Here is a 24820-nt window from a genome sequence, read left to right as displayed (position 1 = left end):
ATGCCCGAACGCGACAGTGCTTCCCCTCGGCGCGATCCGGACGCACGTCTGGGTGACCTGTTCGAGAACCTTCCTGCGCCGACGCAGCAGCTGCCGACGGTCGACAACAACAGCGCCCCGTCGCCAGGGTCGCGCCGGGCGGCACGGCAGGCGGCGGGTACACCGCAGCCGGATGCCGACGCCGACCAGTCCGTCGCGGCCGCCGAGGTGCCGTCGACGAGCGCGCCGATCGCAGAGTCACCGAGCGGGCGGCTGGAGGACCTGTTCCAGGCCGATCATGACGACTCCGATCTGCGCCCGCCGAAGAAGAAGCGCCGCCGCGGCTGCCTGGTCGCGCTCGTCGTCGTCCTGGCGATCGTCGGTGGTCTGGCCGCCGGGGGAGTCTGGGCATGGAACACCTACGGCGACAAGATCAGTGAGACTCTCGGCTGGGGCGAGCCGAAGGACTGGGAGCCCGGTATCGCCACCGGAGAGGCTCTGGTCACGATCCGCGAGGGCGACACCGGCCGGCCGGTGTCGACGGCGCTGCACGAGGCCGGAGTGACCAAGACGGAGGACGTCTTCTACGACTACCTCATCGATGAGGCGGTCGCCGTCACGTTCTATCCCGGCGTGTACAAGCTTCAGAAGAAGATGACGGCAGAGGCAGCGCTGGCTGCGCTGCGAGATGAAGGCAACAAGCTGGAGAACACCGTCGGGATGGCCGAGGGCGGCACGATCGCGGCGTCGCTGCAGAGCATGGCCGACACACTCGGGCTTCCGGTCGAGGACTTCGAGGCCGCGGTCGCTGACCCCGCTGCCTACGGAGTCTCGGCCCAGAGTCTCGAGGGGTGGCTCTTCCCGGCGATCTACACCTTCGATCCCGGGGTCACCGCCACCGACGTGATCGCCCGCATGGTGGAGCGCACCAGGGAGTCGCTCGCCACCGCCGGCGTGCCCGAGGCCGACGCGCAGCGCGTGCTGACCATCGCCTCGATCATCCAGCGCGAGGCGCGGACCGCTGATTTCGGCAAGGTCTCCCGTGTCATCCAGAACCGGCTCGACATCGACATGAAGCTGCAGATGGATTCGACGGCGCAGTACGGCTACGGCTCGCTGCACGAGGGCGTCGTCTCGAGCTCCGCCGAGGCACTCGCGGATCCGAACCCCTGGAACACCTATGTCCACGAGGGGCTTCCGGTCACCCCGATCGCCAGCCCCAATGACGCCGCCATCGCGGCGGCGATGCACCCGGAGGAAGGCCCGTGGCTCTACTTCGTCACGATCGACCTGCACACCGGAGAGACGCAGTTCTCCGAGACTTACGAGGAGCACCAGCAGGGCATCGAGAAGTGGCGCACCTGGTGCAAGGCCAACCCTGACGCGGGCTGCTGACGCGTGAGTCGCAGACGACTCGCCGTCTGGGGCGACCCGATCGCGCATTCGAAGTCTCCAGCGCTGCACGCCGCCGCCTATCGGGTGCTCGGTCTCGACTGGGAGTACACCAGAAGGCAGGTATCCGCGGACGGCTTCATCGTTGCCCTGGCATCCATCGACTCCTCGTGGCGCGGGCTCTCGCTGACGATGCCGCTCAAGGAGGCGGCGTTCCGCGCCGCTGCGGTCCGCGACCGGCATGCCGAGATGACCGGGGCCGCCAACACGCTGCTCCTCGGCGGAGAGCCTGCGGGATTCAACACGGATGTCGGCGGCATCATCGATGCCCTTGCGGAGCACGGCGTCAGCGACGTCGCCTCTGTCCGCATTCTCGGGGCGGGAGCGACGGCGGCATCGTCGCTCGTCGCGGCGGCGGAGATCGGCGCGCGACGGGCCGACGTGCGCGCCCGACGACCCGACCGTGCATCCGGACTCGTCGACCTCGGTGCACGGCTCGGTGTTCGGGTCGACATCGCCGGTTTCGAACGGGAGGCGGATGCCGTCGACCTGACCCTCGCTACGCTTCCCGGCGGCACCGCGCTGCCAGAAGAGACCGTGTCGACACTGGCCTCCGCGGGTGGCGCGCTGTTCGACGCCGCCTATGCCCCATGGCCCTCGACGCTTTCGGCGGGGTGGGGCGACGGGGTGGTCGTCTCCGGGCTCGGGATGCTGCTGCACCAGGCCGTGAGACAGATCCGCATCTTCCTGCAGGGCGATCCGAACGGAGTCCTGCCCGACGAGGCCGAGGTCGTCTCGGCGATGCGGGAAGCGCTCGACGCGGCGCGCTGAGGATGCCGTGCCCTCAGTGCGCGATTGCGCCTGCGGAGAGGTCGACGATCGTCGCGGTCATCGCCGCAGCATGATCTGAGGCCAGGAACACGGCCGTCTCGGCCACCTGAGCGAGGGTGGGCAGCCGCTTGAGCATGGTGCCCTGCGCCATCTCCGTCCTCAGGAAGCCCTCGACCGATCGACCCGAGGCGTCAGCCGGCGCCTGGAAGAGTTCGCCGGTGTAGGAGCCGGCGGAAGGCGCGTCGACGACGGCATGCGGGCGGATGCCGACGACGCGCACGTTGCGAGGAGCCAGTTCCGCGGCGAGCAGTCGCGTGAAAGTCTCTTTGCCCGCGGCGCTCACCCCGTGTCCGAGGATGCCGTCGATGGCCAGCTTCGAGCCGGGCTCGGACAGCGTGAGGATGACGCCCGGGTGCTCTCCGCCCATGTGCCGCGCCACCGCCTTGCTCGTGATGAACAGCGTCCGCAGGAAGCCGTCGATCGGGCGAAGGAACTCCTCGAGTGACAGGTCGGCCAGGACCGTCCCCTGGGTGTGCATGATGCTCACCGCGTTGAGGGCGATGTCGATCCTGCCGGATCGGGCAGCGACGGCATCCGCGTGGTCTTCGACCGCCTGCTGGTCGAGGACGTCCACCTCCGCGGTCTCGACGGTTCCTCCGGCGTCACGGATCGTCCGCGCGACGGCGTCCAGCTTCGACCCGGTGCGTCCCGCGAGGAAGACCACCGCTCCCTCCCGGGCGAATGCGCGCGCAACCGCCCCGCCGATCGCCCCACCACCTCCGTAGATCACGGCGTTCTTGTTCTCGAGCAGCAAGGAAGTCATGGGTTCTCCGATCGGGGTGATCTGCAAATGATTGATTGCACTACCGAACCACAGATCTCCGCGAGATGCAATCGGGCAGTTGCAATAGCCCAGAGGGGCGGTGTGCACACCACGGGGACGACGGCGACAGGCTGATGCGTCGAAACGCGGGCGGGCCGCAGTCGAATGGCGTGGGAGACTAGAGCAATGCTCCGCGTGCTCACGGCCGGCGAATCGCACGGTCCAGAACTCATTGCCGTCATGGAGGGTCTTCCCTCCGGCGTTCCGGTGTCGTCCGAGGCGATCCAGGCCGACCTGGAGCGTCGCAAGCTCGGATACGGCCGCGGGTCCCGGATGAAGTTCGAGCAGGACGAGCTCACGATCTCCGGCGGCGTGCGCCATGGCAAGACCCTCGGAAGCCCGATCGCCCTGCGCATCGGGAACACCGAGTGGCCGAAGTGGATCGAGGTCATGAACCCCGAACCCGTCGAGCTCACCGACAAGTCCCGCGGTCGCGGAGCGCCTCTCACGCGTCCGCGTCCCGGTCATGCCGACCTCGTCGGCATGCAGAAGTACGACTTCGACGAGGCCCGCCCCATCCTCGAGCGGGCGAGCGCGCGGGAGACCGCGGCCCGGGTCGCACTCGGTGCTGTGGCTCGTTCGTTCCTCGGCGAACTCGGCATCCGTCTCGTCAGCCACACGCTCTCCATCGGACCCGTCCGGGTGCCAGAGGGGAGCGCACTGCCCACGCCGGACGACGTCGACGCCCTCGACGCCGATCCGCTGCGGTGCTTCGATGCGTCCACGTCCGCGCTCATGGTCGCAGAGGTCGACGACGCCAAGAAGGACGGCGACACGCTCGGCGGCATCGTCGAGGTCCTCGCATACGGGCTCCCGCCCGGCCTCGGTTCGCACGTGCACTGGGACCGCCGACTCGACGCACGCCTGGCCCAGGCCCTCATGAGCATCCAGGCGATCAAGGGGGTCGAGATCGGAGACGGCTTCGAGACCACCCGCCGGCGCGGTTCGGCCGCGCATGATGAACTCTTCGCGACCGCCGACGGCATCACCCGCGGCTCAGACCGCGCCGGAGGCACCGAGGGCGGCATGTCGACGGGCACCGTGCTGCGGGTCCGCGCCGGCATGAAGCCGATCGCCACCGTGCCGCACTCGCTGCGCACCATCGACGTCACCACCGGTGAGGAGGCGACCGCGCACCATCAGCGCTCCGACGTGTGCGCGGTTCCCGCCGCCGGTGTCGTCGCCGAGGCGATGGTGGCCATCGAACTCGCGCGCGCTGTGCTCGAGAAGTTCGGCGGCGACAGCATCCGTGAGACCCGCCGGAACCTCGAGGGCTACCTCGCCGGCATCCCGGACGAGCTGCGCACCGCTCCGGCGTCCGAGGCCGCGCTCATCGCGTCCGATGTCGGAGACTGACGAGACCACGCTGGTGCTCGTGGGCCCCATGGCCGCGGGCAAGACCAGCATCGGTCGGCGTGTGGCTCGCCGCCTCGGCGTCGCGTTGATCGACACCGACAAGAGGATCACCGCCGAGCACGGGCAGATCTCCGAGGTCTTCGCCGTTCAGGGCGAAGCGTACTTCCGCGATTTGGAGCGCGCCGCCGTCGCGGAGGCACTGGAGGCGGGGGGAGTGATCTCGCTGGGGGGCGGCGCCGTGACGGATGCCGGAACGCGAGCCCTGCTGCAGGCGTACCCGGTCGTGTACCTCGCGGTGTCCGAGGAGGCGGTCGCGGATCGGATCCGCGGCTCGAAGAGGCCGCTGCTGGCGGGCGATGACCCGCTCGAGCGTTGGAAGAGGATCTTCGCTGAGCGGCGCGACTGGTATGAGGAGGTCGCCACGGTGACCTTCGACACCTCACGGCGCCCGATGCAGCGTATCGCAGACGAGATCGTGGCATGGAGAAGAGAGCTGAGATGAGTACGACGACCATCAGTGTCACCGGGAACGACCCCTATGGCATCACCATCGGACGCGGCATCCTGGATCGCGTGTCCGCGGCGCTCGATCCCGGTGTGCGCAAAGTCCTCGTGGTGCATCCGCCCACCCTCGCCGCGCGTGCGGCGGAGCTGCGCGACCGCCTCCTCGCCGACACCGCCAACGGCCGGCGGGAGGTGCTGCTCGCTGAGATCCCCGATGCCGAACAGGGAAAGCGCATCGAGGTCGCGGCATTCTGCTGGCAGGTCATGGGGCAGGCGGACTTCACCCGCACCGACGCCGTCATCGGATACGGCGGGGGAGCGGTCACGGACCTCGCGGGTTTCGTCGCGGCGACATGGCTCCGCGGCGTCCAGCTGGTTCAGGTGCCGACCACCGTGCTCGGACTCGTGGACGCCTCGATCGGGGGAAAGACGGGCGTGAACACCGCCGAGGGGAAGAACCTCGTCGGAGCGTTCTGGGCTCCGCGAGCCGTCGTGGGTGATCTCGATGAGCTCAAGACACTCAGCGAGAACGAGGCGACCGCCGGGTTCGCAGAGGTCGTCAAGGCCGGCTTCATCTGGGCGCCCGAGATCCTCGACATCATCGAAGCCGACCCTGCCCGCGCCGTCGACCCCACCACCGACGAGTTCCGCCGCGCCGTGGAACTCGCCGTGGACATGAAGGCTCGCGTGGTCTCTGACGATTTCCGTGAGGCGGGCCTGCGCGAGATCCTCAATTACGGCCACACCCTCGGGCACGCCATCGAACACGCCGAACGGTACCGGTGGCGCCACGGGGCCGCGATCTCGGTGGGGATGCTGTTCGCCGCCGAGCTGTCGCGACTCGCCGGGCGCCTGTCCGATGACGGTGCCAACCGGCACCGGTCCGTGCTGGAATCGCTCGGCCTGCCGACCTCGTACCGTGCGGGGGCCTGGCCGCAGCTGCTGGCCACCATGCAGCGTGACAAGAAGAGTCGCGGTGGGATGCTGCGGTTCATCCTGCTCGACGACATCGCCAAGCCGACCGTGCTTCAGGCGCCTGACGAGTCGCTGATGTTCGCCGCATACCAGGAGGTCGGAGCATGATGACGGTACGACGCATCCGCCCGGACGAGTGGCGCGAGGTCAAGGCACTCCGGCTGCGCGCACTGGCTGACCCGATCGCGAATCTTGCCTTCCTCGACACGCTGCCCAACGCCTCGGCTCAGCCTGATTCGTTCTGGCAGGATCGCGCGCGCAACAGCGCGGAGGGCGACGACGCCGCACAGTTCATCGCCGTGTCCGACGGCGGCGACTGGGCAGGCACCGTCACCGTTCTCCGCCACAGCGAGCGCAGCGACACCGGGCTCGTCGTCGGCGTCTTCGTCACGCCGGAGCATCGCGGCAGCCACACGATCGAGGCGCTTCTGGAGGCCGCGGCGCAGTGGGCGCGAGGACGAGGGTGGACCGAGCTCGTGCTCGAGGTGCACGTCGACAACGGCCGCGCTGTGGCAGCCTACGAGCGCTGCGGCTTCACCCGCACCGGCGAGATCACCGAGCACGTCAACGGCACGGAGTACGTGATGAGCCGGCCGCTCGCAGCGGGCACGACGCGGCGCCTGCTGCTGGTCAACGGCCCGAACCTCAACCTGCTGGGCACGCGCGAGCCCGAGATCTACGGCACCGCCACCCTTCGGGACGTGGAGGATACGGTGGCGGATACCGCCGCCGTGCTCGGATACGAGGTGCGCGCGGTGCAGAGCAATCATGAGGGCGTGCTCATCGACGCGATCCACGCCGCCCGCGACGACTGCGCCGGAATCGTGATCAACCCGGGTGGCCTCACCCATACCTCCGTGGTGCTGCGCGACGCGCTCACCGGTGTCACGCTGCCCTTCGCCGAAGTGCACATCTCCGACGTCCACGCGCGCGAGGAGTTCCGCCATCACTCCTATCTGCACGACGTTGCCGCGGTGCGCGTGATCGGTGAGGGCGTCGCCGGCTATGCGAGGGCCGTGCGACGGCTGATCGCGCTCATCCCGTAGAATCGACTGTCGGCCCATCCTGAGCGTGTCGGCCGCAACGATCTCAGACGAACGGAACTCTCAGCGCATGGCATCTACTGCAGACATCAAGAACGGCGTCGTCCTCTCGATCGACGGTCAGCTCTGGAGCGTCATCGAGTTCCAGCACGTCAAGCCGGGCAAGGGTGGCGCGTTCGTGCGGACCAAGCTCAAGAACGTCGTGTCTGGCAAGGTCGTCGACCGCACCTACAACGCGGGCGCCAAGATCGAGATCGAGAACGTCGACCGTCGCGACTTCACCTACCTCTACACCGACGGTGACAGCTTCGTCTTCATGGATGCCACGGACTACGACCAGCTCACCGTCGGCGCCGCCACCGTCGGCGACGCGAAGAACTTCCTGCTCGAGAACCAGCAGGTCACCATCGCCCTGAACCACGGCAACCCGCTCTACATCGACCTGCCGGCGTCGGTCACCCTCGAAGTGACCTACACCGAGCCGGGCCTCCAGGGAGACCGCTCGTCCGCAGGCACGAAGCCCGCGACGCTCGAGACCGGCTATGAGATCCAGGTTCCGCTGTTCCTCGAGACCGGCACCAAGGTCAAGGTCGACACCCGTACGGGCGAATACCTCGGTCGCGAGAAGTAAGGCGTGAGTGCCCGCACCAAGGCGCGCAAGCGCGCTCTCGACATCCTGTTCTCCGCCGACGTGCGCGGTGACGACGTCGCCGTGACGCTCGCCGCCGAAGCCAAGCGCGCCGCCAGCGAACCGGCGCGTGAAGCTTCCTGGCTGTATGCGCGCGAGATCGTCGACGGCATCATCGACCACCGCGACGAGATCGACGAGCAGATCACGACCCACAGCCGCGACTGGAAGCTCGAGCGGATGCCGGCCGTCGATCGTGCGCTGCTGCGCATCGCCGCCTGGGAGATCCTCTACAACGACGAGATCCCGACGGCCGTCGCGATCGATGAGGCCGTCGAGCTCGCGAAGGAGTTCTCCACGGACGACTCCGGTGCGTTCGTGCACGGCGTGCTCGCCCGCGTCGCCCGTTCCGTCTGACCAGGCAGCCGACCGCTCGGTGTCGGCGGCTCGCGAGAGGATGACGCCATGTCGATCCCCGCTTCGACACCCGCGTCGCCCGGCGACCCGGCGCCGGCGTGGCGCACGCTCATCTCCACCGCGGCGGCGGGACGCGGTTCCCGGCTCGCCCTCGGTGTGGAACTCCGCCACCGCGAAGCGCGGGCGGCGAACCCGTGGGGACCGAGGCCGATGCGTGCCGCCACCGCCCGTGATGTGGCGCGGAACGAGGGGGAGTGGCATCTCGGCATCCGCCCGCTCATGCGCAGCGACGCGACGGGCGCATGGGTCCACGGGAGCGTCTCATGGGATTCGGTACGTCGTCCCACGTCCGAATTCGGTCGCGAGAGCACCCGCTGGTTCGCGGATCTGCTCAGCATCGCACGCGACACCCTCCTCTCCGGCACGGCAGGGGACTGGCTGCTGGTCGACCACATCGACTCCGGCCTGCTGTGGGCCCACCTGCGTGCCGGCGAGGCGATCGGCATCCCCCTCGTCGCCAATCAGAAGGGCAGCAGTGTCTCGCTCGCGGCCGACTGCGCGATCACAGCGCGGGTCGCACGAGGGAGCGACGGGGGTCTGATCGTCGCTCCTGAGGTCACCGTCGACGGACGCCTCGTCGAACCCGCCGGCGTGCGCACCATCGGCCGCAGCGGCGTGTACGCGGTGTCGATCGCCGGCGCCCGGATCGCGGTCACGCTCGCAGAGGTCTCCCTGAGTGAACCCGTGCACGCCCTGTTGAACGTTCAGGGTCCGCTGCACGTTCCGCCCGAGGACGAGCGTGCTTTCCTGCGCGACGCGTATCCGCTCCTCGCGCGTCGCATGTCCGTCCGTACCGCTGGCGGCGTCGTGCTTCCTGATCTTCCCCCGCCGCGCGCGGTGCTGATCCTGTCGTTCCATCGGGGCGACACTGTCAAGTACGCCTTCGAATGGGAGTATCGAGGTTTCGGCAGGGTTCCGTTCGATGCTTCGGGCGATGCGGTGCGCGACGACGCAGCCGAACAGGAGCAGCGGCGTGCGCTCGAAGCAGTGTGGCGTGAGAAGACCGGCGGGCCCCTGCAGACATCCGGGGCGTTCCACGACGTGGAGGCCGCGGAGTTCGTCACCCACGGCGTCCCGGCACTCGAGGCGACCGGTGCGTCGGTGTCGGTCTCCGGGCGGCGCAAGACTTACCGCGAGCTGTCGGGTGAACCGGAGATCACGGTGTCCACGCTCGAGACGACAGACCCGGACTGGTTCGACCTCGGCGTGCTGGTGAAGATCGACGGCAGGACGATCCCGTTCCAGCCATTGTTCACGGCGATGAGCAAGGGCCGACGCAAGCTCCTCCTCGTCGACGGCAGCTACCTCTCGCTGACTCACCCGGCGCTCGACCGGCTGCGCGAACTGATCGAGGAGGCGGGTGAGCTCGCGGAGTGGGAGACGGGACCCCGCATCAACCGCTATCAGCACGCGCTCTGGGAAGACTTCGAGGATCTCGCCCACGAGGCTGTGCCGGCGGTCAGCTGGCGGAAGACGTCCGAGGGACTGCGCGCTGCGACCGGCGTACCCGCGGTACCGATACCCGACGGTCTGCGCGCCGAGCTTCGCCCGTATCAGCGGGCCGGATTCGAGTGGCTCGCCTTTCTCTGGCGGCACCGGCTCGGTGGCATCCTGGCGGATGACATGGGGCTCGGCAAGACGCTGCAGCTGCTGACGCTCATCCTGCACGCGAAGAACGAGGGCGAGGGGCGTCCTTTCCTGGTGCTCGCGCCCACCTCGGTGCTCGCGAGCTGGCACACCGAATCCTCACGCTTCACGCCGTCGCTGCAGGTACGCGTGCTGGAGCAGACGGCGGGAAAGCGTGACGAGCCGCTGTCGGATGTCGCCCGCGGTGCCGACGTCGTCGTGACCTCGTACACCCTCGCCAGACTCGACGAGGAGGAGTTCCGCGCCGTCGAATGGGCCGGTCTCATCCTCGACGAGGCTCAGTTCGTCAAGAATCACGCGACGAAACTCCATCGCGCCATCGCCGCGTTCCGAGCCGACGTGACCTTCGCCGTCACGGGGACGCCGATGGAGAACAGTCTCAGCGAACTCTGGGCGCTGCTGAAGCTCGCGGCCCCTGGTCTGTTCCCCTCGGCGCGGAAGTTCCGCGAGGACTACATCCAGCCCATCGAGCAGGGAAAGGTGCCGGAAAACGCCGAGGGCGGAGAGTACCGGCGGCGCAGACTCGAGCGCCTGCGCCGTCGGATTCGCCCACTGATGCTCCGCCGTACCAAAGAACTGGTGGCCTCAGACCTCCCCGCGAAGCAGGAACAGCTGCTGGAAGTGGAACTGAGCCCGTCTCACCGCGCACTGTACGACGTCGTGCTGCAGCGTGAGCGCCAGAAGGTGCTCGGGTTGCTGGAGGACCTCGATCGCAACCGGTTCATCGTGTTCCGCTCGCTGACGATGCTGCGCATGCTCAGTCTCGCGCCGGCGTTGATCGATGCCGCAGACGCGCGGATCGGCTCTCGCAAGCTCGACGTTCTGCTGGAGCGGGTGGTGGAACTGCAGGCCGAGGGCCACCGCGCGCTCGTCTTCAGCCAGTTCACGTCGTACCTCGCCATGGCCGCAGAGCGACTGGAGGCGGCCGGAATCCCGTTCGCCTCCCTCGACGGGTCCACCCGGCAGCGGCAGAAGGTCGTCGACGGGTTCCGAGACGGTGAGCAGCCCGTGTTCCTCATCAGCCTCAAGGCGGGCGGATTCGGCCTCACGCTGACCGAGGCGGACTACGTCTTCCTTCTGGATCCGTGGTGGAATCCGGCCGCCGAGGCACAGGCCGTCGATAGGACACATCGCATCGGGCAGACCGCTCAGGTCTTCGTCTACCGGCTGATCTCGACGGGGACCATCGAAGAGAAGGTGCTGGATCTGCAGCGTCGCAAGTCTCGCCTGTTCACCAGCGTGATGGACGACGAGGCGCTGTTCTCACAGATCCTCACCGCCGAGGACATCCGCGGGCTCTTCGACGACTGAGCGCCGGGTCGTTCGGTGCGCCGCAGCACGGGACGGGTACACTTTCGCGATGCTGCCGAGTGGACTGTCGATGTTGTGGGAGACCGACGAACCCGGTGAAGCACTGCGTCAACGGTTCGGATTCGGCGATCAGGATGCCGTCGCCGACTGGTTGACGGATGTGCTGGCAGAGGAGTGGGGAATCACGGTGCGCGACTGTCCGCGCCTGGTGATCAGCGACCAGAACGCCATCGCGTGGGTCGCGAGCGATGATCGCGACTATGTCGTGAAGTGGTCGCGGGACCGCGACAGGTTCCCGCGGCTGGATGCGTCGACCCGCCTGCTGCGAGACCTGGCGGCGCACGACCTCCCGGTGGCGGCCCCGGCCGCCTCGACAGCGGGGCATGTCCGTGTCGAGCTGGAGGGGCCGGCGGGGCGGCTGTCGATCGCCGTCCTCCCGGAACTTCCGGGCAGCTGGCTCGACGTGACGGACCGGGATGCCGTTCGGGCAGCGGGCGCGTGCCTGGCCGACCTGCACCGGGCCCTGCGGATCAGCGACGTGGACCCGGCCCTTCGAGAGGGCAGCCCACGGTCGGTCAGAACCCGCATCGAGGGGTGGTTGAGCTCCCAGCGACACCGAGCCGGGAATGCCGCCTTCTCTCGACTCGAACGCCTCGTGGAGGACGCACCCCCGCTGGAAGGTGGCCCGCAACTCGTTCACCGCGACTATCGAGCGGCCAACATCCTCACGCGGGAATCGACGGTCGTCGGCATCCTCGATTTCGACGACGTGACGATGGATCATCGCGTCAACGACCTCGCGCAGGCGTGCGTCTATCTCGCGACGCGGTTCACGAACTGGGGGCCGACAGAGCCGGCGACCCAGCGCCTCCTGTGGCAGGCGTATCACGCGGTTTCCCCGCTCAGCGCCTCGGAACAGGTGTGGCTGGAGATTCTGGTGCTCTGGCAGGGGCTGCAGGCATTCCCGAATCCCTGACACCGGGTGCGCCCAGACAGCCCCGGGTAGAATCGAGCGGTTCACACCTGAAGGAGAGCAATGCGGATCACGGGACTCGGCCACGCCGGGATGTTCATCGAGACAGTCGGCGGGAACATCATCTGCGACCCCGTGCTCGGACCGTCCTTCTTCGGTTCCTGGTTCCCGTTCCCGGACAACCGCGGCCTGGACTGGGAGCGGCTCGGGCGCGACGCCGACTTCCTGTACATCTCGCACCGCCATCGCGACCACTTCGATCCGAAGCTGCTCCAGCGGTACATCCGCAAGGACATCGAGGTCCTGCTTCCCGAATATCCGATCGACGACCTCGAGCAGGACATCCGCGCTCTCGGCTATCACAACATCACCTACGCACCCGCTGGCGAGGTGATCCAGCGCGGCGAACTGAAGATCATGATCACGCCGCTTCGCGCCCCCAGTGACGGCCCCATCGGCGATTCCTCCCTGAGCGTCGACGACGGCACCGGTTCCGTGCTCAACCAGAACGACTCGCACCCGCTCGATCTCGAGAAGCTGTTGGGCTTCGGCAAGCCGGACGCGTACTTCACGCAGGTCTCCGGTGCGATCTGGTGGCCCATGGTGTACGACCTGCCGCTGGACGCCAAGCAGAATTTCGCGCGGCTCAAGCGCGAGGCGCAGAACAAGCGTGCGATGTACTACATCGAGAAGGTCGACGCCCCGCACGTGTTCCCGATGGCGGGTCCGCCGATGTTCCTGCGCGATGATCTGTTCGACTACAACGGGCTCGGCAGGCAGGACGACTCGATCTTCACGGATCAGAAGCAGTTCCTCGAGCACCTGAAGGAACTCGCCCCGCAGTACGACGGTCAGCTGTTCGTGCCGGGGACGGTGGTGACGATCGATCAGGGCGAGGTGACCACGCAGCAGTCGCTGTACACGGATGCCGAGATCGCCCGCATGTTCGATGAGAAGTGGGACTACCTCGAGGAGCAGCGGGCGTCGCGTCAGCAGGAGCTGCGCGACGAAGAGGCATCCCGCGCCGCGATCATGCCGGCCGACGAGATGCTCGAGGCTCTCCAGCAGTGGTGGGAACCGCTGCTGAAGAAGTCGAGGACCATCCGTCTCGGCGTCGGCGGACCGGTGCGCATGACGATCGGAGAGCTGGACATCGTCGTCGACTTCCCCCGTGCGAAGGTGCGGCGGTTCGACGGCGAGGATGTGGAGTTCTGGTATTCGATCCCCGCCGACCTGGTCTCCACCAACATCCGGGATCACGAGATCGACTGGTCCAACTCGATCTTCCTCTCACTGCAGTTCTCGGCCGGGCGCAAGGGCAAGTTCAACGAGTTCATCTACACGTTCTTCAAGTGCCTCTCGGTCGATCGCATCGAGTACGTGGAGAACTGGTATCAGGAGCAGACGGACCAGACCGAGGATGCCGAGATCGGCGACTGGGTCGTTCAGCGTCGCTGCCCGCACCTGCGCGCTGACCTCACCAAGACCGGCAAGGTCGACGAGGACGGTGTGCTCACCTGCAGCATGCATGACTGGAAGTGGGACCTGAAGACCGGGCGCTGCCTGTCGACCAGCGGCCACCCCATCCGATCGAAGAAGGCAGACGAGCTCACCGACGAGGCGCTGCGTCCGGCGAGCTGAGCGCGGCACCGAATCAGTCTCGCCGACCCGGTAGACTCGACACCGCAAGCAACCTTTAACACCGTCCTGTGAGGCGGAGAAGGGAGTGGCTGATGAGTACGCGAACCGTATTGCAGGAAGCCGATATCGCGCGGGCACTCACCCGCATCGCGCATGAGATCCTCGAATCCAACCGCGGTGCGGAGAACCTCGTCCTGCTGGGCATCCCGACCCGCGGCGTGACACTCGCGCATCGCCTTGCGGCCCTGATCGGCGGCATCGCCCAGACCGACACCCCGGTGGGATCGCTCGACATCACGCTCTTCCGCGACGACTTGTCCAAGCACCCGACCCGATCTCCTCATCCGACGGACATCCCGGCGGGCGGGATCGATGGGAAGACCGTCGTGCTCGTCGACGATGTGCTCTTCTCCGGTCGCAGCATCCGCGCCGCCCTCGACGCGATCCAGTCGATCGGACGGCCCGCCGTCGTCCGCCTCGCCATCCTCGTCGACCGCGGACACCGAGAACTGCCGATCCGGCCCGACTTCATCGGCAAGAACATCCCCTCCGCCCGCACCGAACGCGTCAACGTGCGACTGCATGAGATCGACGGGGCCGATGAGGTGACGATCGGCGTATGAGACACCTCCTGGACACCCGCACTCTCGACAGGGCCACGGCGCTTCGGATCCTCGACATCGCGGAGGACATGGCCGACACGCAGTCGCGCGAAGTCAAGAAGCTGCCGACCCTTCGGGGCAAGACCGTCGTGAACCTCTTCTTCGAGGATTCGACGCGCACTCGCATCTCGTTCGAGGCTGCGGCCAAGCGTCTCTCCGCCGACGTGATCAATTTCGCCGCGAAAGGCTCGAGCGTGTCGAAGGGCGAGAGCCTCAAGGACACCGCCCAGACACTCGAGGCCATCGGCGCCGACGCGGTCGTGATCCGGCATCCGGCATCGGGCGCCCCGCAGACCCTCGCCACCAGTGGCTGGATCTCGGCGGGAGTCGTCAATGCGGGCGACGGCACGCACGAGCACCCCACGCAGGCGTTGCTTGACGCCTTCACGATCCGCAAGCGCCGTTTCGGAGCCGCAAGCCGCGGCCGTGACCTCGAGGGAATCCGCGTGGTCATTGTCGGAGATGTGCTGCACTCCAGGGTCGCCCGGTCGAACGTATGGCTGCTGGCGACGCTCGGAGCCGAGGTGACACTCGTCGCACCGCCCACACTCGTGCCGCAGAACGTCTCGTTGTGGCCGGCGCGCGTGCTCTTTGACCTCGATGAGGCCCTCTCGGAAGCACCGGATGCCGTGATGATGCTGCGCATCCAACTCGAGCGGATGAACGCGGCGTATTTCCCCACTGAGCGGGAGTATTCGCGCAGATGGGGGCTCGACGCACTTCGTGTCGCGCGTCTGCCGGAAGGTAGCATTGTGATGCACCCCGGTCCGATGAACCGAGGACTGGAGATCTCCTCCGAAGCCGCTGATTCGCCCCGCTCGACGGTGCTGGAACAGGTGACGAACGGGGTGTCCGTCCGCATGGCGGTGCTCTACCTGCTGCTGGCAGGGGAACGAGACGACGAACGAGGGGGAGACCTGTGAGCGAGACCCTCGTCATCACCGGTGCACGGCTGCTCGGCGCGGAGGGCGCCGACATCATCGTCGAGAACGGAGTCATCTCCGAGATCGGGGCAGGTGTCAGCCGAGCAGGCGCGCGCATCGTCGACGCCGACGGCCTCGTCGCGCTTCCCGGCCTCGTCGACCTGCACACGCACCTGCGCGAGCCCGGCTACGAGGCATCGGAGACGATCCTCACCGGAACCAGGGCAGCCGCCGCAGGCGGCTTCACCGCGGTCTTCGCGATGCCCAACACCTCGCCCGTCGCAGACACCGCCGGCGTCGTGGAGCAGGAGCTGGCTCTCGGCGAGGCCGCAGGCTACGCCACGGTGCAGCCGATCGGCGCGGTCACGCTCGGCCAGAAGGGTGAACGGCTCGCCGAACTCGGGGCGATGGCGACCTCGAGAGCGAAGGTGCGCGTCTTCAGCGACGACGGTTTCTGTGTCTTCGATCCGCTCATCATGCGTCGCGCGCTCGAGTACGTGAAGTCGTTCGACGGCGTGATCGCGCAGCACGCGCAGGACCCGCGCCTGACCGAGGGCGCCCAGATGAACGAGGGCACCGTCTCGGCCGAGCTGGGACTGGCGGGCTGGCCGGCCGTCGCCGAGGAGTCGATCATCGCCCGCGACGTGCTGCTCGCCGAGCACGTGGGATCCCGGCTGCACGTCTGCCACCTCTCCACGGCGGGCTCCGTCGACATCATCCGATGGGCCAAGAAGCGTGGCATCGCGGTGACGGCGGAGGTCACGCCGCACCACCTGCTCCTCACCGACGAGCTGGTCCGGGGCTATGACGCTCGATTCAAGGTCAACCCGCCCCTTCGCAGCGAGGAGGATGTGCTCGCGGTCAGGCAGGGCCTCGCCGACGGCACGATCGACATCGTGGCGACGGACCACGCACCGCACCCCAGCGAGAACAAAGCTTGCGAATGGCAGGCGGCGGCCAACGGCATGGTGGGCCTGGAGAGCGCGCTGCGAGTGGTGCACCACTCGATGGTGCAGTCCGGGCTGCTCAGCTGGGCCGACATCGCGCGCGTGATGAGTTCGGCGCCCGCCAGGATCGGCCGGCTGAACGGTCACGGTGCGCCGCTCGAGGTGGGAAGCCCCGCGCACATCACGCTGTACGACCCGTCCGTCGAGGGCGTCTTCGACGAGTCGGATCTGCACGGTCGCAGCGTGAACTCCCCGTACCTGGGAAGGCGACTGCCGGGCAGCGTCGAGTACACCGTGCACGGCGGCGTCGTCACCGTGGCTGCCGGAGCCGTCGTCGAGGAGCTGAACGCATGAGCCTTCGCGACCTCGCCGTCGCGATCCTCATCGCGATCGCTCTGCTGGTGCTCCTGGCCATGCTGTTCGCCTGGCGACGCCGACTGCGTCGTGATTCCGGACTCTCGGCGCCGCTCGGCGTCCCGGAGCATGCCGAAGTCGCCAGCAGGCATGAGGTCCTCTACGTGTCGACGACCCAGCACGAGAAGCCGCTCGAGCGGCTCGCGATCTCGCCGCTGGCGTACCGGGCACGGGGAGAACTCGCCGTCACCGACCGCGGTGTCGCGCTCTGCCTCGACGGTGCGCCGACCGTATTCCTCGCCTCGGCGAAACTCCGTGAGATCGACAGGGCCACCGTCACGATCGATCGGGTCGTCGAGCCCGGCGGCCTCGTCCGTATCGCCTGGAGCGTCGACGGCGAGACCACCGTCGACTCGTACCTCCGTGTCGCCGACGGCGACCCGCAGACCCTGATCTCCGAACTGCAGCGGCTCGTCCCGGCTGCGCCCGACACAGGAGCAACGCAATGACCTCTCTGCCCGAATCAGCCGTCCTCGTCCTCGAAGACGGCACCCGCCACACCGGCCGCGCCTATGGTGCGCTGGGCACGACGCTCGGCGAGGTCGTCTTCGCCACGGGCATGTCCGGTTATCAGGAAACCCTCACCGATCCCTCCTACGCCGGCCAGATCGTGCTGCAGACGGCGCCCCACATCGGCAACACCGGCATGAACGACGAGGACCCCGAGTCCCGACGCATCTGGGTGGCGGGCTACATCGTCCGCGACCCCTCGCGCGTCGTTTCCAACTGGCGTGCCGACACCTCCCTCGACGACGCTCTCGTCCAGGACGGGATCGTCGGCATCAGCGGTATCGACACGCGCTCGATCACCCGTCACATCCGCTCCGCCGGTTCGATGCGCGGCGGGATCTTCTCCGGTGCCGCGGCGACCCTGGAACCGCAGGAGCAGCTGCGCATCGTGCAGGAGGCGCCCCAGATGTCCGGCAGGAACCTCTCCGCCGAAGTCTCGGTGCATGAGGCGACGATCACCCCGGCGATCGGTGACCGCATCGGCAACCTCGCCGTCCTCGACCTCGGTGTCAAGCAGGCGACGATCAACAACCTCGCCGCCCGCGGTTTCGATGTGCACGTGCTGCCGCAGGATGTGACGATCGACGACATCCGCGCGATCGATCCGGTGGCGGTGTTCTACTCGAACGGGCCCGGCGACCCGGCGGCGTCGGACACCCATGTGGAGCTGCTTCGGGCCGTCCTCGACGACCGCCTGCCGTTCTTCGGCATCTGTTTCGGCAACCAGCTGCTCGGGCGCGCTCTCGGGCTCGGCACATACAAGCTGCCGTTCGGTCACCGGGGCATCAACCAGCCGGTGCTCGACAAGACGACGGGCAGGGTGGAGATCACCTCGCACAACCATGGCTTCGCCGTCGAGGCGCCGCTCGAGGGCCCCTTCGACAGCCCGAACGGCTACGGCAAGGTCGAGGTCAGTCATGTCGGACTCAACGACGACGTGGTCGAAGGGCTTCGCGCCCTCGACATCCCCGCCTTCTCGGTGCAGTACCACCCCGAGGCTGCGGCGGGCCCGCACGACGCCAACTATCTCTTCGACCGATTCGCCGCGATGGCTCGCGAGAACAAGGAAGCCAAGTAATGCCCAAGCGCGACGACATCAAATCCGTCCTCGTCATCGGTTCCGGCCCGATCGTCATCGGACAGGCCGTGGAGTTCGACTATTCGGGCACCCAGGCGTGCCGGGTGCTTCGCCAGGAGGGTGTGCGCGTCATCCTGGTCAACTCCAACCCGGCGACCATCATGACCGACCCGGAGTTCGCCGATGCGACGTACGTCGAGCCCATCACCTGGCAGGTGATCGAGACGATCATCGCGAAGGAGCGTCCGGATGCGATCCTGCCGACGCTCGGTGGTCAGACGGCGCTGAACGCGGCGATCGATCTGCACAACCACGGCATCCTCGAGAAGTACGACGTGGAGCTGATCGGCGCGAGCTTCGAGGCGATCAACAAGGGCGAGGACCGGCAGATCTTCAAGCAACTCGTGCTCGACGCCGGAGCGGATGTCGCCGACTCCCGCATCGCGCACACGATGGACGAGGTCCTCGCCGCGGCGGACGAGCTCGGCTACCCGCTCGTGGTGCGGCCCTCCTTCACGATGGGCGGACTCGGATCCGGATTCGCGTACGACGAGGCGGACCTGCGCCGCATGGCCGGCGCCGGCCTTCATGACTCACCCACCAGCGAAGTGCTTCTGGAGGAATCGATCCTCGGCTGGAAGGAGTATGAACTCGAGCTGATGCGCGACACGGCCGACAACACCGTCGTCGTCTGCTCCATCGAGAACGTCGACCCCGTCGGCGTGCACACCGGCGACTCGATCACGGTCGCCCCGGCGCTGACCCTGACCGATCGGGAGTATCAGAAGCTCCGCGACATCGGAATCGACATCATCCGAGCCGTCGGCGTCGACACCGGCGGGTGCAACATCCAATTCGCCGTCAACCCCGAGAACGGTCGCGTCATCGTGATCGAGATGAATCCACGCGTCTCCCGTTCCAGTGCGCTCGCGTCGAAGGCGACCGGATTCCCGATCGCCAAGCTCGCCGCCAAGCTCGCCCTCGGTTACCGCCTCGACGAGATCCCGAACGACATCACCGGTGTCACGCCGGCGAGCTTCGAGCCCACGCTCGACTACGTCGTGGTCAAGGTGCCCCGCTTCGCTTTCGAGAAGTTCCCGGCCGCCGACACGACGCTGACGACCACCATGAAGTCGGTCGGCGAGGCGATGGCCATCGGCCGCAACTACACGACAGCGCTGCAGAAGGCTCTCCGCTCCCTGGAGAAGCGCGGATCGAGCTTCCACTGGGGTCCGGAGGAGCGCAGCGTCGACGAGCTCCTCGAGATCTCGAAGACGCCGACCGACGGCCGCATCGTCGTGGTCCAGCAGGCGCTGCGCAAGGGGGCGACGCTCGAGCAGGCCTTCGAGGCCACCGCGATCGACCCGTGGTTCCTCGACCAGATCGTGCTCCTCAACGAGGTGGCCGAGGTCGTGCGCACGGCCGCGGAGCTCGATGCCGCGACGCTTCGCTATGCCAAGGAGCACGGCTTCTCCGACGCGCAGCTGGCAGAGCTCCGCGGTACCACCGAGTCCGAGGTCCGAAGCGTGCGGCTCGGGCTCGGCATCCGCCCCGTGTACAAGACGGTCGACACGTGCGCGGGGGAGTTCCCCGCCCTCACCCCGTATCACTACTCGAGCTACGACTTCGAGACCGAGGTCGAGCCGTCGGACCGTACGAAGGTCGTGATCATCGGCTCCGGCCCGAACCGCATCGGCCAAGGCGTCGAGTTCGACTACTCCTGCGTGCACGCCTCCTTCGCGCTGTCGGATGCCGGGTACGAGACGGTCATGGTGAACTGCAACCCGGAGACGGTCTCGACGGACTACGACACCTCTGACCGGCTGTACTTCGAACCGCTCACCCTCGAAGACGTGCTGGAGGTGCTGGACGCGGAGGCCGCGAGCGGCACCATCCTCGGCGTGGTGTGCCAGCTCGGCGGGCAGACGCCGCTGGGGCTCGCGAAGGGCATCGAAGCGGCCGGGTACACGGTGCTCGGCACGAGCCCCGAGGCGATCGACCTCGCCGAAGAGCGGGCGCTGTTCAGCGGCATCCTCGACGCGGCCGGACTGATCGCTCCCCGGCACGGGACCGCCACCGACGTCGACGGTGCCGTCGCGGTCGCCGAGGACATCGGCTATCCGGTGCTGGTGCGGCCGAGCTTCGTGCTCGGCGGGCGCGGCATGGAGATCGTCTACGATTCCGAGAGCCTGCGGGATTACTTCGTCCGCACTGCCGGCGAAGTCGTCATCGAGCCGGGCAAGCCGCTGCTGGTGGACCGCTTCCTCGATGACGCCATCGAGATCGACGTCGACGCACTCTTCGACGGTACCGAGCTGTACATCGGCGGCGTCATGGAGCACCTCGAAGAGGCCGGCATCCACTCCGGCGACTCGAGCTGCACGCTGCCGCCGATCTCGCTCGGCCGCTCGGACATCGACCGGGTCCGTACCGCGACGCTCGCGATCGCCGAGGGCGTCGGGGTGCGCGGGCTGCTGAACGTGCAGTTCGCCATCAGCGCCGGCGTGCTGTACGTGATCGAGGCGAACCCCCGCGCGAGCCGCACGGTGCCGTTCGTGTCGAAGGCACTGGGCATCCCGCTCGCGAAGGCCGCCAGCCGCATCATGGTCGGCTCCACGATCCAGCAGCTGAAGGACGAGGGGATGCTGCCGGCGCGCGATGGTTCGCGCGTGCCCCTCGGTTCTCCGGTCGCCGTCAAGGAGGCCGTGCTGCCCTTCAAACGCTTCCGCACCAAAGACGGCAAGATCGTCGACTCGGTGCTCGGCCCGGAGATGCGCTCGACCGGCGAGGTCATGGGGATCGATAAGGATTTCCCGACGGCTTTCGCCAAGAGCCAGGCGGCAGCATACGGGGGCATGCCGACGTCGGGCACCGTGTTCATCTCGGTCGCGGACTCCGACAAGCGAGCCGTCATCCTGCCGGCGCATCGGCTGCAGCAGCTCGGCTTCACGATCGTCGCGACGGAGGGGACGGCGGAGATCCTCTCTCGCAACGGCATCGCCGTGACGGTGGTCGAGAAGTACAGCGAGACCCAGTCGAGCGGTGCGAAGAACGTCGTCGACCTCATCAACGAGGGGGCGATCGACATCGTCGTGAACACACCGTCCGGCGGCACCGCGCGCGCCGACGGCTACGAGATCCGCGCGGCGGCCGTCGCCGCCGACAAGGCCCTGTTCACCACCATGGCCGTGCTCGGTGCAGCGGTCAGCGGCATGGATGCGGCCGATGAGGGCTTCGAGGTGCGCAGCCTGCAGGAGTACGGCCTCGATCGAGAGGCGGCGATGTGAGCGCACGCTTCGGAGAGCGGGTGCGGCACGCGCTGCGCGAGCGCGGACCGCTTTGCGTCGGCATCGATCCCCATATCGCGCTGCTGGACGCGTGGGGGGTGAGTCTGGACGCCGACGGTGCCAGGGAATTCGGCCTGCGCACCGTGGAGGCCGCGGCCGGCCGGATCGGGTTCGTGAAGCCGCAGGTGTCGTTCTTCGAACGCTTCGGTTCGGCGGGAATCGCGGCTCTGGAGGACGTGCTCGTGGCTGCCCGTGCGTCGGACCTGATCGTGATCGCCGACGCCAAACGGGGCGACATCGGATCGACCATGGATGCGTACGCCGCGGCCTGGCTCACCCCCGGTTCACCGCTCGAGGCGGATGCGATGACGGTCAGCCCGTATTTGGGGGTCGGGGCTCTCGACGGCGCCTTCGCTCTCGCCGAGCGCGCGCACAAGGGGCTGTTCGTGCTGGCGGCCACCAGCAACCCGGAGGCCGCGCAGCTTCAACGCGCACTGGGCGACGGCGGCGAGTCCGTCTCACGTAGGGTCGTCGCCGAAGTCTCCGAGCGCAATAGAGGAGCCGACGCGGGCGAGTGGGGCAGTTTCGGCGTCGTCATCGGAGCGACGGTGTCATGGCACGCCGCCGGGCTCGCCGCGTTCACACCCGCCGCGCCCATCCTCGCGCCCGGGTTCGGAGCGCAGGGTGCCGAGCCCGCTGATCTCCGACGTCGTTTCGGATCCATGAGCGACTGCGTGATCGCGAGCGAGAGCCGCAGCATCCTCTCCGCCGGCCCGGACGGGCTCGCGGCTGCGATCGACGCGAGAAATGCGCAATACCTGGAGGTGCCTCGTGGCTGAGGGAAGAGTCGTCCCGGAGGTCGACCGTGCTGCCGCAGCACGAAAGGCGGTCGAGCGCCGACGAGCGCGAGCCGCCCTGAAGCGCGACCTGACGATGCGCGTCGTCTCGCCGCAGACCGTCCTCGCACGGGCGATCGCCGACGCGGACTCCGTCGCCGGCTCGATGCGCATCACCGACTTCCTGCTGGCGCTTCCCGCGATCGGCGCCGGCAAGCGCGACCGCATCCTCGAGGAACTGCGCATCTCGCCCGTCAAGCGGCTCGGCGGGCTCGGCGCCCGCCAGCGCGTGCAGCTGCAGCAGTGGCTCGACGGGCGTTTCCCGCAGCCTCAGCCCAGGGAAGGTCGGAGCCGGCTGCTGGTTCTCGCGGGCCCCACCGCGGTCGGCAAGGGGACCGTCGCCGCACACATCAGGGACCACCACCCCGACATCCATCTCTCCGTCTCGGCGACCACCCGTGCGCCGCGGCCGGGGGAGATCGACGGCGTCCACTACTACTTCGTCGACGATGCGGAGTTCGATCGGCTCATCGCCGACGGCGAGCTGCTCGAGCATGCCGTCGTTCACAACAGGTCGCGATACGGCACCCCAAGGGCGCCGATCGAGGCCGCTCTCGCCGAAGGCAAGACAGTGCTTCTCGAGATCGATCTGCAGGGAGCGCGTCAGGTGCGTGCCGCCGAGCCGTCTGCGACGCTGATCTTCCTGCTGCCACCGAGCTGGGACGAACTGGTGCAGCGGCTCGTCGGACGCGGCACCGAAGACCAGGAGGAAAGGGCCAGGCGCCTGCGGACGGCGAAGGTCGAACTCGCCGCTCAGAGCGAGTTCGATCACCGCATCGTGAACGACACCGTCGCCGATGCGGCGCGCGAGGTCGTAGAATTGTCCTCAGGCTCTGCGCGCTGAGCAGTCTCGCGCGCCCATTGCACCGTCTTCGCGACGATCCCGTCGCCTGATCAGGAGGTCCCACCATGGCCGGACACCACACCAACGGCATCATCGATCCCCCCATCGACAACCTGCTGGACCGCGTCGACTCGAAGTACGAGCTCGTCATCTACGCCGCCAAGCGCGCTCGTCAGATCAACGACTACTACTCCGACCTTCACGAGGGCAACCTCTTCGACAACGTGGGCCCGCTGGTCGACTCCTCGGTCGAGGACAAGCCGCTCACCATCGCACTCCACGAGATCAACGAGGACAAGCTCCGCCTGCGTCACGCGGAGTGACGTCCGACGGCCGCGCCTCCGCTGTGTCGGGGGCGCGGTTCATACTGGGCGAGACCGCCCGTCCCCCGTCCGTCCCGGTTCTGGAGCATCGATGAGCGCCCTGCGTCTGTTCACGTCCGAGTCCGTCACCGAGGGGCATCCGGACAAGATCTGCGACCAGATCTCGGACAGCATCCTCGACGGCCTGATCGCAATGGACCCGGGGTCGCGCGTCGCAGTCGAGACCCTGGTCACGACGGGCCTCGTGCACGTGGCCGGTGAAATCCGCACCGAGGCGTATGTCGACATCCCCACGATCGTGCGGCAGGTCGTCAACGGCATCGGCTACACCTCCAGCCACACCGGCTTCGACGGCGACTCCTGTGGCGTGAGTGTCTCGGTCGGCGAACAGTCCAGCGACATCGCACACGGTGTCGACAGTGCGCAGGAGCACCGCGACGGCTCATCGATCGACCCGCTCGACGCGCTCGGGGCGGGGGACCAGGGCATCATGTTCGGATTCGCCACGTCCGAGACGCCGCAGCTCATGCCGATGGCGGCCTGGACGGCGCATCGCATCGCCGAGAGACTCGCCGACGTCCGCCGGTCCGGCCTTCTCCCGTTCCTGCGCCCCGACGGCAAGACGCAGGTCACCCTCGGCTACGACGGGTTCACGCCCAAGACAGTCGACGCCGTCGTGCTCTCCACCCAGCACAATCCCGACATCTCGCAGGACGATCTGAAGGCGCTGATGCGCGAGCATGTGATCGACCCGATCCTCGAGAGCACGGGCCTGGACCTCGCCGAGGTGACGTACTACATCAACCCCGCGGGCCCCTTCGTCACCGGCGGCCCCAAGGGCGACGCCGGGCTTACCGGCCGGAAGATCATCATCGACACCTACGGTGGCGCTGCCCGGCACGGCGGCGGCGCCTTCAGCGGCAAGGATCCGTCGAAGGTCGACCGCTCCGGCGCCTACGCCACGCGATGGGTCGCGAAGAACGCGGTCGCCGCGGGCCTCGCCGACCGTCTCGAGGTGCAGGTCGCATACGCCATCGGGGTGGCGCGGCCGGTGGGACTCTATGTCGAGACCTTCGGCACCGGCAAGGTCTCCGACGAGAGCATCACCAACGCGATCAACGAGGTCTTCGATCTGCGCCCCCAGGCGATCATCGAGCAGCTCGACCTCCTGCGACCGATCTATGCCCAGACGGCCGCGTACGGGCACTTCGGCCGCGAGCTCCCCGACTTCACCTGGGAGCGCACCGACCGAGCCGAAGAGCTGCGTCGCGCTGCCGGCCTCTGATGGGGCACCGG

22 protein-coding genes and 1 pseudogene are annotated in these 24820 nt (G+C 67.9%); 22 read left to right on the top strand and 1 reads right to left on the bottom strand.

The window, feature by feature from the left end:
• Both mltG and RIN18_RS06415 read left to right on the top strand, forming a co-directional pair.
• Positions 1 to 1374 (top strand): endolytic transglycosylase MltG, encoded by a 1374-nt coding sequence (gene mltG, locus RIN18_RS06420; protein ID WP_309103123.1) that lies wholly within the window; start codon positions 1 to 3, stop codon positions 1372 to 1374.
• A gap of 3 nt (positions 1375 to 1377) precedes the next feature.
• A complete protein-coding gene (locus RIN18_RS06415; protein ID WP_309103122.1) occupies positions 1378 to 2202 on the top strand; it encodes a shikimate dehydrogenase in 825 nt (274 codons plus the stop codon).
• A 13-nt stretch (positions 2203 to 2215) separates the two neighbouring features.
• Here the strand turns inward: RIN18_RS06415 and RIN18_RS06410 are convergent, their stop codons facing one another.
• On the bottom strand, positions 2216 to 3025 hold the full coding sequence (locus RIN18_RS06410; RefSeq protein WP_309103121.1) for an SDR family oxidoreductase: 810 nt from the start codon (positions 3023 to 3025) through the stop codon (positions 2216 to 2218).
• Positions 3026 to 3211: 186 nt separating this feature from the next.
• Here RIN18_RS06410 and aroC point away from each other — a divergent pair, with 186 nt between their 5' ends.
• From aroC to metK, 20 genes and pseudogenes are all read left to right on the top strand, one after another.
• On the top strand, positions 3212 to 4441 hold the full coding sequence (gene aroC, locus RIN18_RS06405; protein ID WP_309103120.1) for a chorismate synthase: 1230 nt from the start codon (positions 3212 to 3214) through the stop codon (positions 4439 to 4441).
• Positions 4428 to 4943: a shikimate kinase gene (locus RIN18_RS06400; RefSeq protein ID WP_309103119.1), complete on the top strand. Its 516-nt coding sequence runs from the start codon at positions 4428 to 4430 to the stop codon at positions 4941 to 4943. The genes aroC and RIN18_RS06400 overlap by 14 nt, the downstream gene beginning before the upstream one ends.
• Positions 4940 to 6028 (top strand): 3-dehydroquinate synthase, encoded by a 1089-nt coding sequence (aroB, locus tag RIN18_RS06395; RefSeq protein WP_309103118.1) that lies wholly within the window; start codon positions 4940 to 4942, stop codon positions 6026 to 6028. Before RIN18_RS06400 ends, aroB begins: the two co-directional genes overlap by 4 nt.
• Positions 6025 to 6483 (top strand): annotated as a pseudogene (locus RIN18_RS06390) (GNAT family N-acetyltransferase); the annotation flags it as partial. The gene aroB and the pseudogene RIN18_RS06390, both read left to right, overlap by 4 nt.
• 21 nt (positions 6484 to 6504) lie before the next feature.
• The gene (aroQ, locus tag RIN18_RS06385; RefSeq protein WP_309103187.1) at positions 6505 to 6966 is read left to right on the top strand and encodes a type II 3-dehydroquinate dehydratase; all 462 of its coding nucleotides are present in this window, start codon (positions 6505 to 6507) and stop codon (positions 6964 to 6966) included.
• A 67-nt stretch (positions 6967 to 7033) separates the two neighbouring features.
• Positions 7034 to 7594, top strand: a complete 561-nt coding sequence (gene efp / locus RIN18_RS06380) for an elongation factor P (RefSeq protein ID WP_309103117.1) — start codon at positions 7034 to 7036, stop codon at positions 7592 to 7594.
• 3 nt (positions 7595 to 7597) lie between these two features.
• Complete coding sequence (gene nusB / locus RIN18_RS06375; RefSeq protein ID WP_309103116.1) at positions 7598 to 8008, top strand: transcription antitermination factor NusB; 411 nt, start codon at positions 7598 to 7600, stop codon at positions 8006 to 8008.
• A gap of 48 nt (positions 8009 to 8056) precedes the next feature.
• Positions 8057 to 11026, top strand: a complete 2970-nt coding sequence (locus tag RIN18_RS06370) for an SNF2-related protein (protein ID WP_309103115.1) — start codon at positions 8057 to 8059, stop codon at positions 11024 to 11026.
• A 49-nt stretch (positions 11027 to 11075) separates the two neighbouring features.
• On the top strand, positions 11076 to 12002 hold the full coding sequence (locus tag RIN18_RS06365; protein ID WP_309103114.1) for a phosphotransferase: 927 nt from the start codon (positions 11076 to 11078) through the stop codon (positions 12000 to 12002).
• A 60-nt stretch (positions 12003 to 12062) separates the two neighbouring features.
• Positions 12063 to 13640, top strand: a complete 1578-nt coding sequence (locus RIN18_RS06360; RefSeq protein WP_309103113.1) for a Rieske 2Fe-2S domain-containing protein — start codon at positions 12063 to 12065, stop codon at positions 13638 to 13640.
• A 92-nt stretch (positions 13641 to 13732) separates the two neighbouring features.
• The gene (gene pyrR / locus RIN18_RS06355) at positions 13733 to 14263 is read left to right on the top strand and encodes a bifunctional pyr operon transcriptional regulator/uracil phosphoribosyltransferase PyrR (protein ID WP_309103112.1); all 531 of its coding nucleotides are present in this window, start codon (positions 13733 to 13735) and stop codon (positions 14261 to 14263) included.
• Positions 14260 to 15225, top strand: coding sequence for an aspartate carbamoyltransferase catalytic subunit (locus RIN18_RS06350; RefSeq protein ID WP_309103111.1), 966 nt, complete (start codon positions 14260 to 14262; stop codon positions 15223 to 15225). The genes pyrR and RIN18_RS06350 overlap by 4 nt, the downstream gene beginning before the upstream one ends.
• Entirely contained in the window at positions 15222 to 16526 is a 1305-nt protein-coding gene (locus RIN18_RS06345) for a dihydroorotase (RefSeq protein ID WP_309103110.1), read from the top strand. The genes RIN18_RS06350 and RIN18_RS06345 overlap by 4 nt, the downstream gene beginning before the upstream one ends.
• Positions 16523 to 17035: a hypothetical protein gene (locus RIN18_RS06340; RefSeq protein ID WP_309103109.1), complete on the top strand. Its 513-nt coding sequence runs from the start codon at positions 16523 to 16525 to the stop codon at positions 17033 to 17035. The genes RIN18_RS06345 and RIN18_RS06340 overlap by 4 nt, the downstream gene beginning before the upstream one ends.
• Positions 17032 to 18174, top strand: a complete 1143-nt coding sequence (gene carA, locus RIN18_RS06335; protein WP_309103108.1) for a glutamine-hydrolyzing carbamoyl-phosphate synthase small subunit — start codon at positions 17032 to 17034, stop codon at positions 18172 to 18174. The genes RIN18_RS06340 and carA overlap by 4 nt, the downstream gene beginning before the upstream one ends.
• Positions 18174 to 21461, top strand: a complete 3288-nt coding sequence (gene carB, locus RIN18_RS06330; protein WP_309103107.1) for a carbamoyl-phosphate synthase large subunit — start codon at positions 18174 to 18176, stop codon at positions 21459 to 21461. The genes carA and carB overlap by 1 nt, the downstream gene beginning before the upstream one ends.
• Positions 21458 to 22300, top strand: a complete 843-nt coding sequence (gene pyrF, locus RIN18_RS06325) for an orotidine-5'-phosphate decarboxylase (protein ID WP_309103106.1) — start codon at positions 21458 to 21460, stop codon at positions 22298 to 22300. Before carB ends, pyrF begins: the two co-directional genes overlap by 4 nt.
• A complete protein-coding gene (gmk, locus tag RIN18_RS06320) occupies positions 22293 to 23201 on the top strand; it encodes a guanylate kinase (protein ID WP_309103105.1) in 909 nt (302 codons plus the stop codon). The genes pyrF and gmk overlap by 8 nt, the downstream gene beginning before the upstream one ends.
• A gap of 65 nt (positions 23202 to 23266) precedes the next feature.
• Positions 23267 to 23524 carry a DNA-directed RNA polymerase subunit omega gene (gene rpoZ / locus RIN18_RS06315; RefSeq protein ID WP_042536631.1) on the top strand — a complete coding sequence of 86 codons (258 nt, stop codon included), beginning with the start codon at positions 23267 to 23269 and terminating at the stop codon, positions 23522 to 23524.
• 91 nt (positions 23525 to 23615) lie between these two features.
• The gene (gene metK / locus RIN18_RS06310; protein ID WP_309103104.1) at positions 23616 to 24809 is read left to right on the top strand and encodes a methionine adenosyltransferase; all 1194 of its coding nucleotides are present in this window, start codon (positions 23616 to 23618) and stop codon (positions 24807 to 24809) included.
• Positions 24810 to 24820 lie beyond the last annotated feature (11 nt).

Source organism: Microbacterium sp. (assembly GCF_031179285.1).
Taxonomy (GTDB): Bacteria; Actinomycetota; Actinomycetes; order Actinomycetales; family Microbacteriaceae; genus Microbacterium.
Note: the sequence above shows the minus strand (reverse complement) of the source record. Positions and strands in the feature narration are given on the sequence as shown.

Coding starts and splice junctions, on each gene's coding strand:
- RIN18_RS06340 (WP_309103109.1), top strand. CDS start 16,523: ATGAGCCTTCGCGACCTCGCCGTCGCGATCCTCATCGCGATCGCTCTG.
- aroQ (WP_309103187.1), top strand. CDS start 6,505: ATGAGCCGGCCGCTCGCAGCGGGCACGACGCGGCGCCTGCTGCTGGTC.
- RIN18_RS06410 (WP_309103121.1), bottom strand. CDS start 3,025: ATGACTTCCTTGCTGCTCGAGAACAAGAACGCCGTGATCTACGGAGGT.
- RIN18_RS06400 (WP_309103119.1), top strand. CDS start 4,428: ATGTCGGAGACTGACGAGACCACGCTGGTGCTCGTGGGCCCCATGGCC.
- aroC (WP_309103120.1), top strand. CDS start 3,212: ATGCTCCGCGTGCTCACGGCCGGCGAATCGCACGGTCCAGAACTCATT.
- RIN18_RS06360 (WP_309103113.1), top strand. CDS start 12,063: ATGCGGATCACGGGACTCGGCCACGCCGGGATGTTCATCGAGACAGTC.
- RIN18_RS06350 (WP_309103111.1), top strand. CDS start 14,260: ATGAGACACCTCCTGGACACCCGCACTCTCGACAGGGCCACGGCGCTT.
- aroB (WP_309103118.1), top strand. CDS start 4,940: ATGAGTACGACGACCATCAGTGTCACCGGGAACGACCCCTATGGCATC.
- RIN18_RS06370 (WP_309103115.1), top strand. CDS start 8,057: ATGTCGATCCCCGCTTCGACACCCGCGTCGCCCGGCGACCCGGCGCCG.
- efp (WP_309103117.1), top strand. CDS start 7,034: ATGGCATCTACTGCAGACATCAAGAACGGCGTCGTCCTCTCGATCGAC.
- rpoZ (WP_042536631.1), top strand. CDS start 23,267: ATGGCCGGACACCACACCAACGGCATCATCGATCCCCCCATCGACAAC.
- RIN18_RS06365 (WP_309103114.1), top strand. CDS start 11,076: ATGCTGCCGAGTGGACTGTCGATGTTGTGGGAGACCGACGAACCCGGT.
- carA (WP_309103108.1), top strand. CDS start 17,032: ATGACCTCTCTGCCCGAATCAGCCGTCCTCGTCCTCGAAGACGGCACC.
- metK (WP_309103104.1), top strand. CDS start 23,616: ATGAGCGCCCTGCGTCTGTTCACGTCCGAGTCCGTCACCGAGGGGCAT.
- carB (WP_309103107.1), top strand. CDS start 18,174: ATGCCCAAGCGCGACGACATCAAATCCGTCCTCGTCATCGGTTCCGGC.
- mltG (WP_309103123.1), top strand. CDS start 1: ATGCCCGAACGCGACAGTGCTTCCCCTCGGCGCGATCCGGACGCACGT.
- pyrR (WP_309103112.1), top strand. CDS start 13,733: ATGAGTACGCGAACCGTATTGCAGGAAGCCGATATCGCGCGGGCACTC.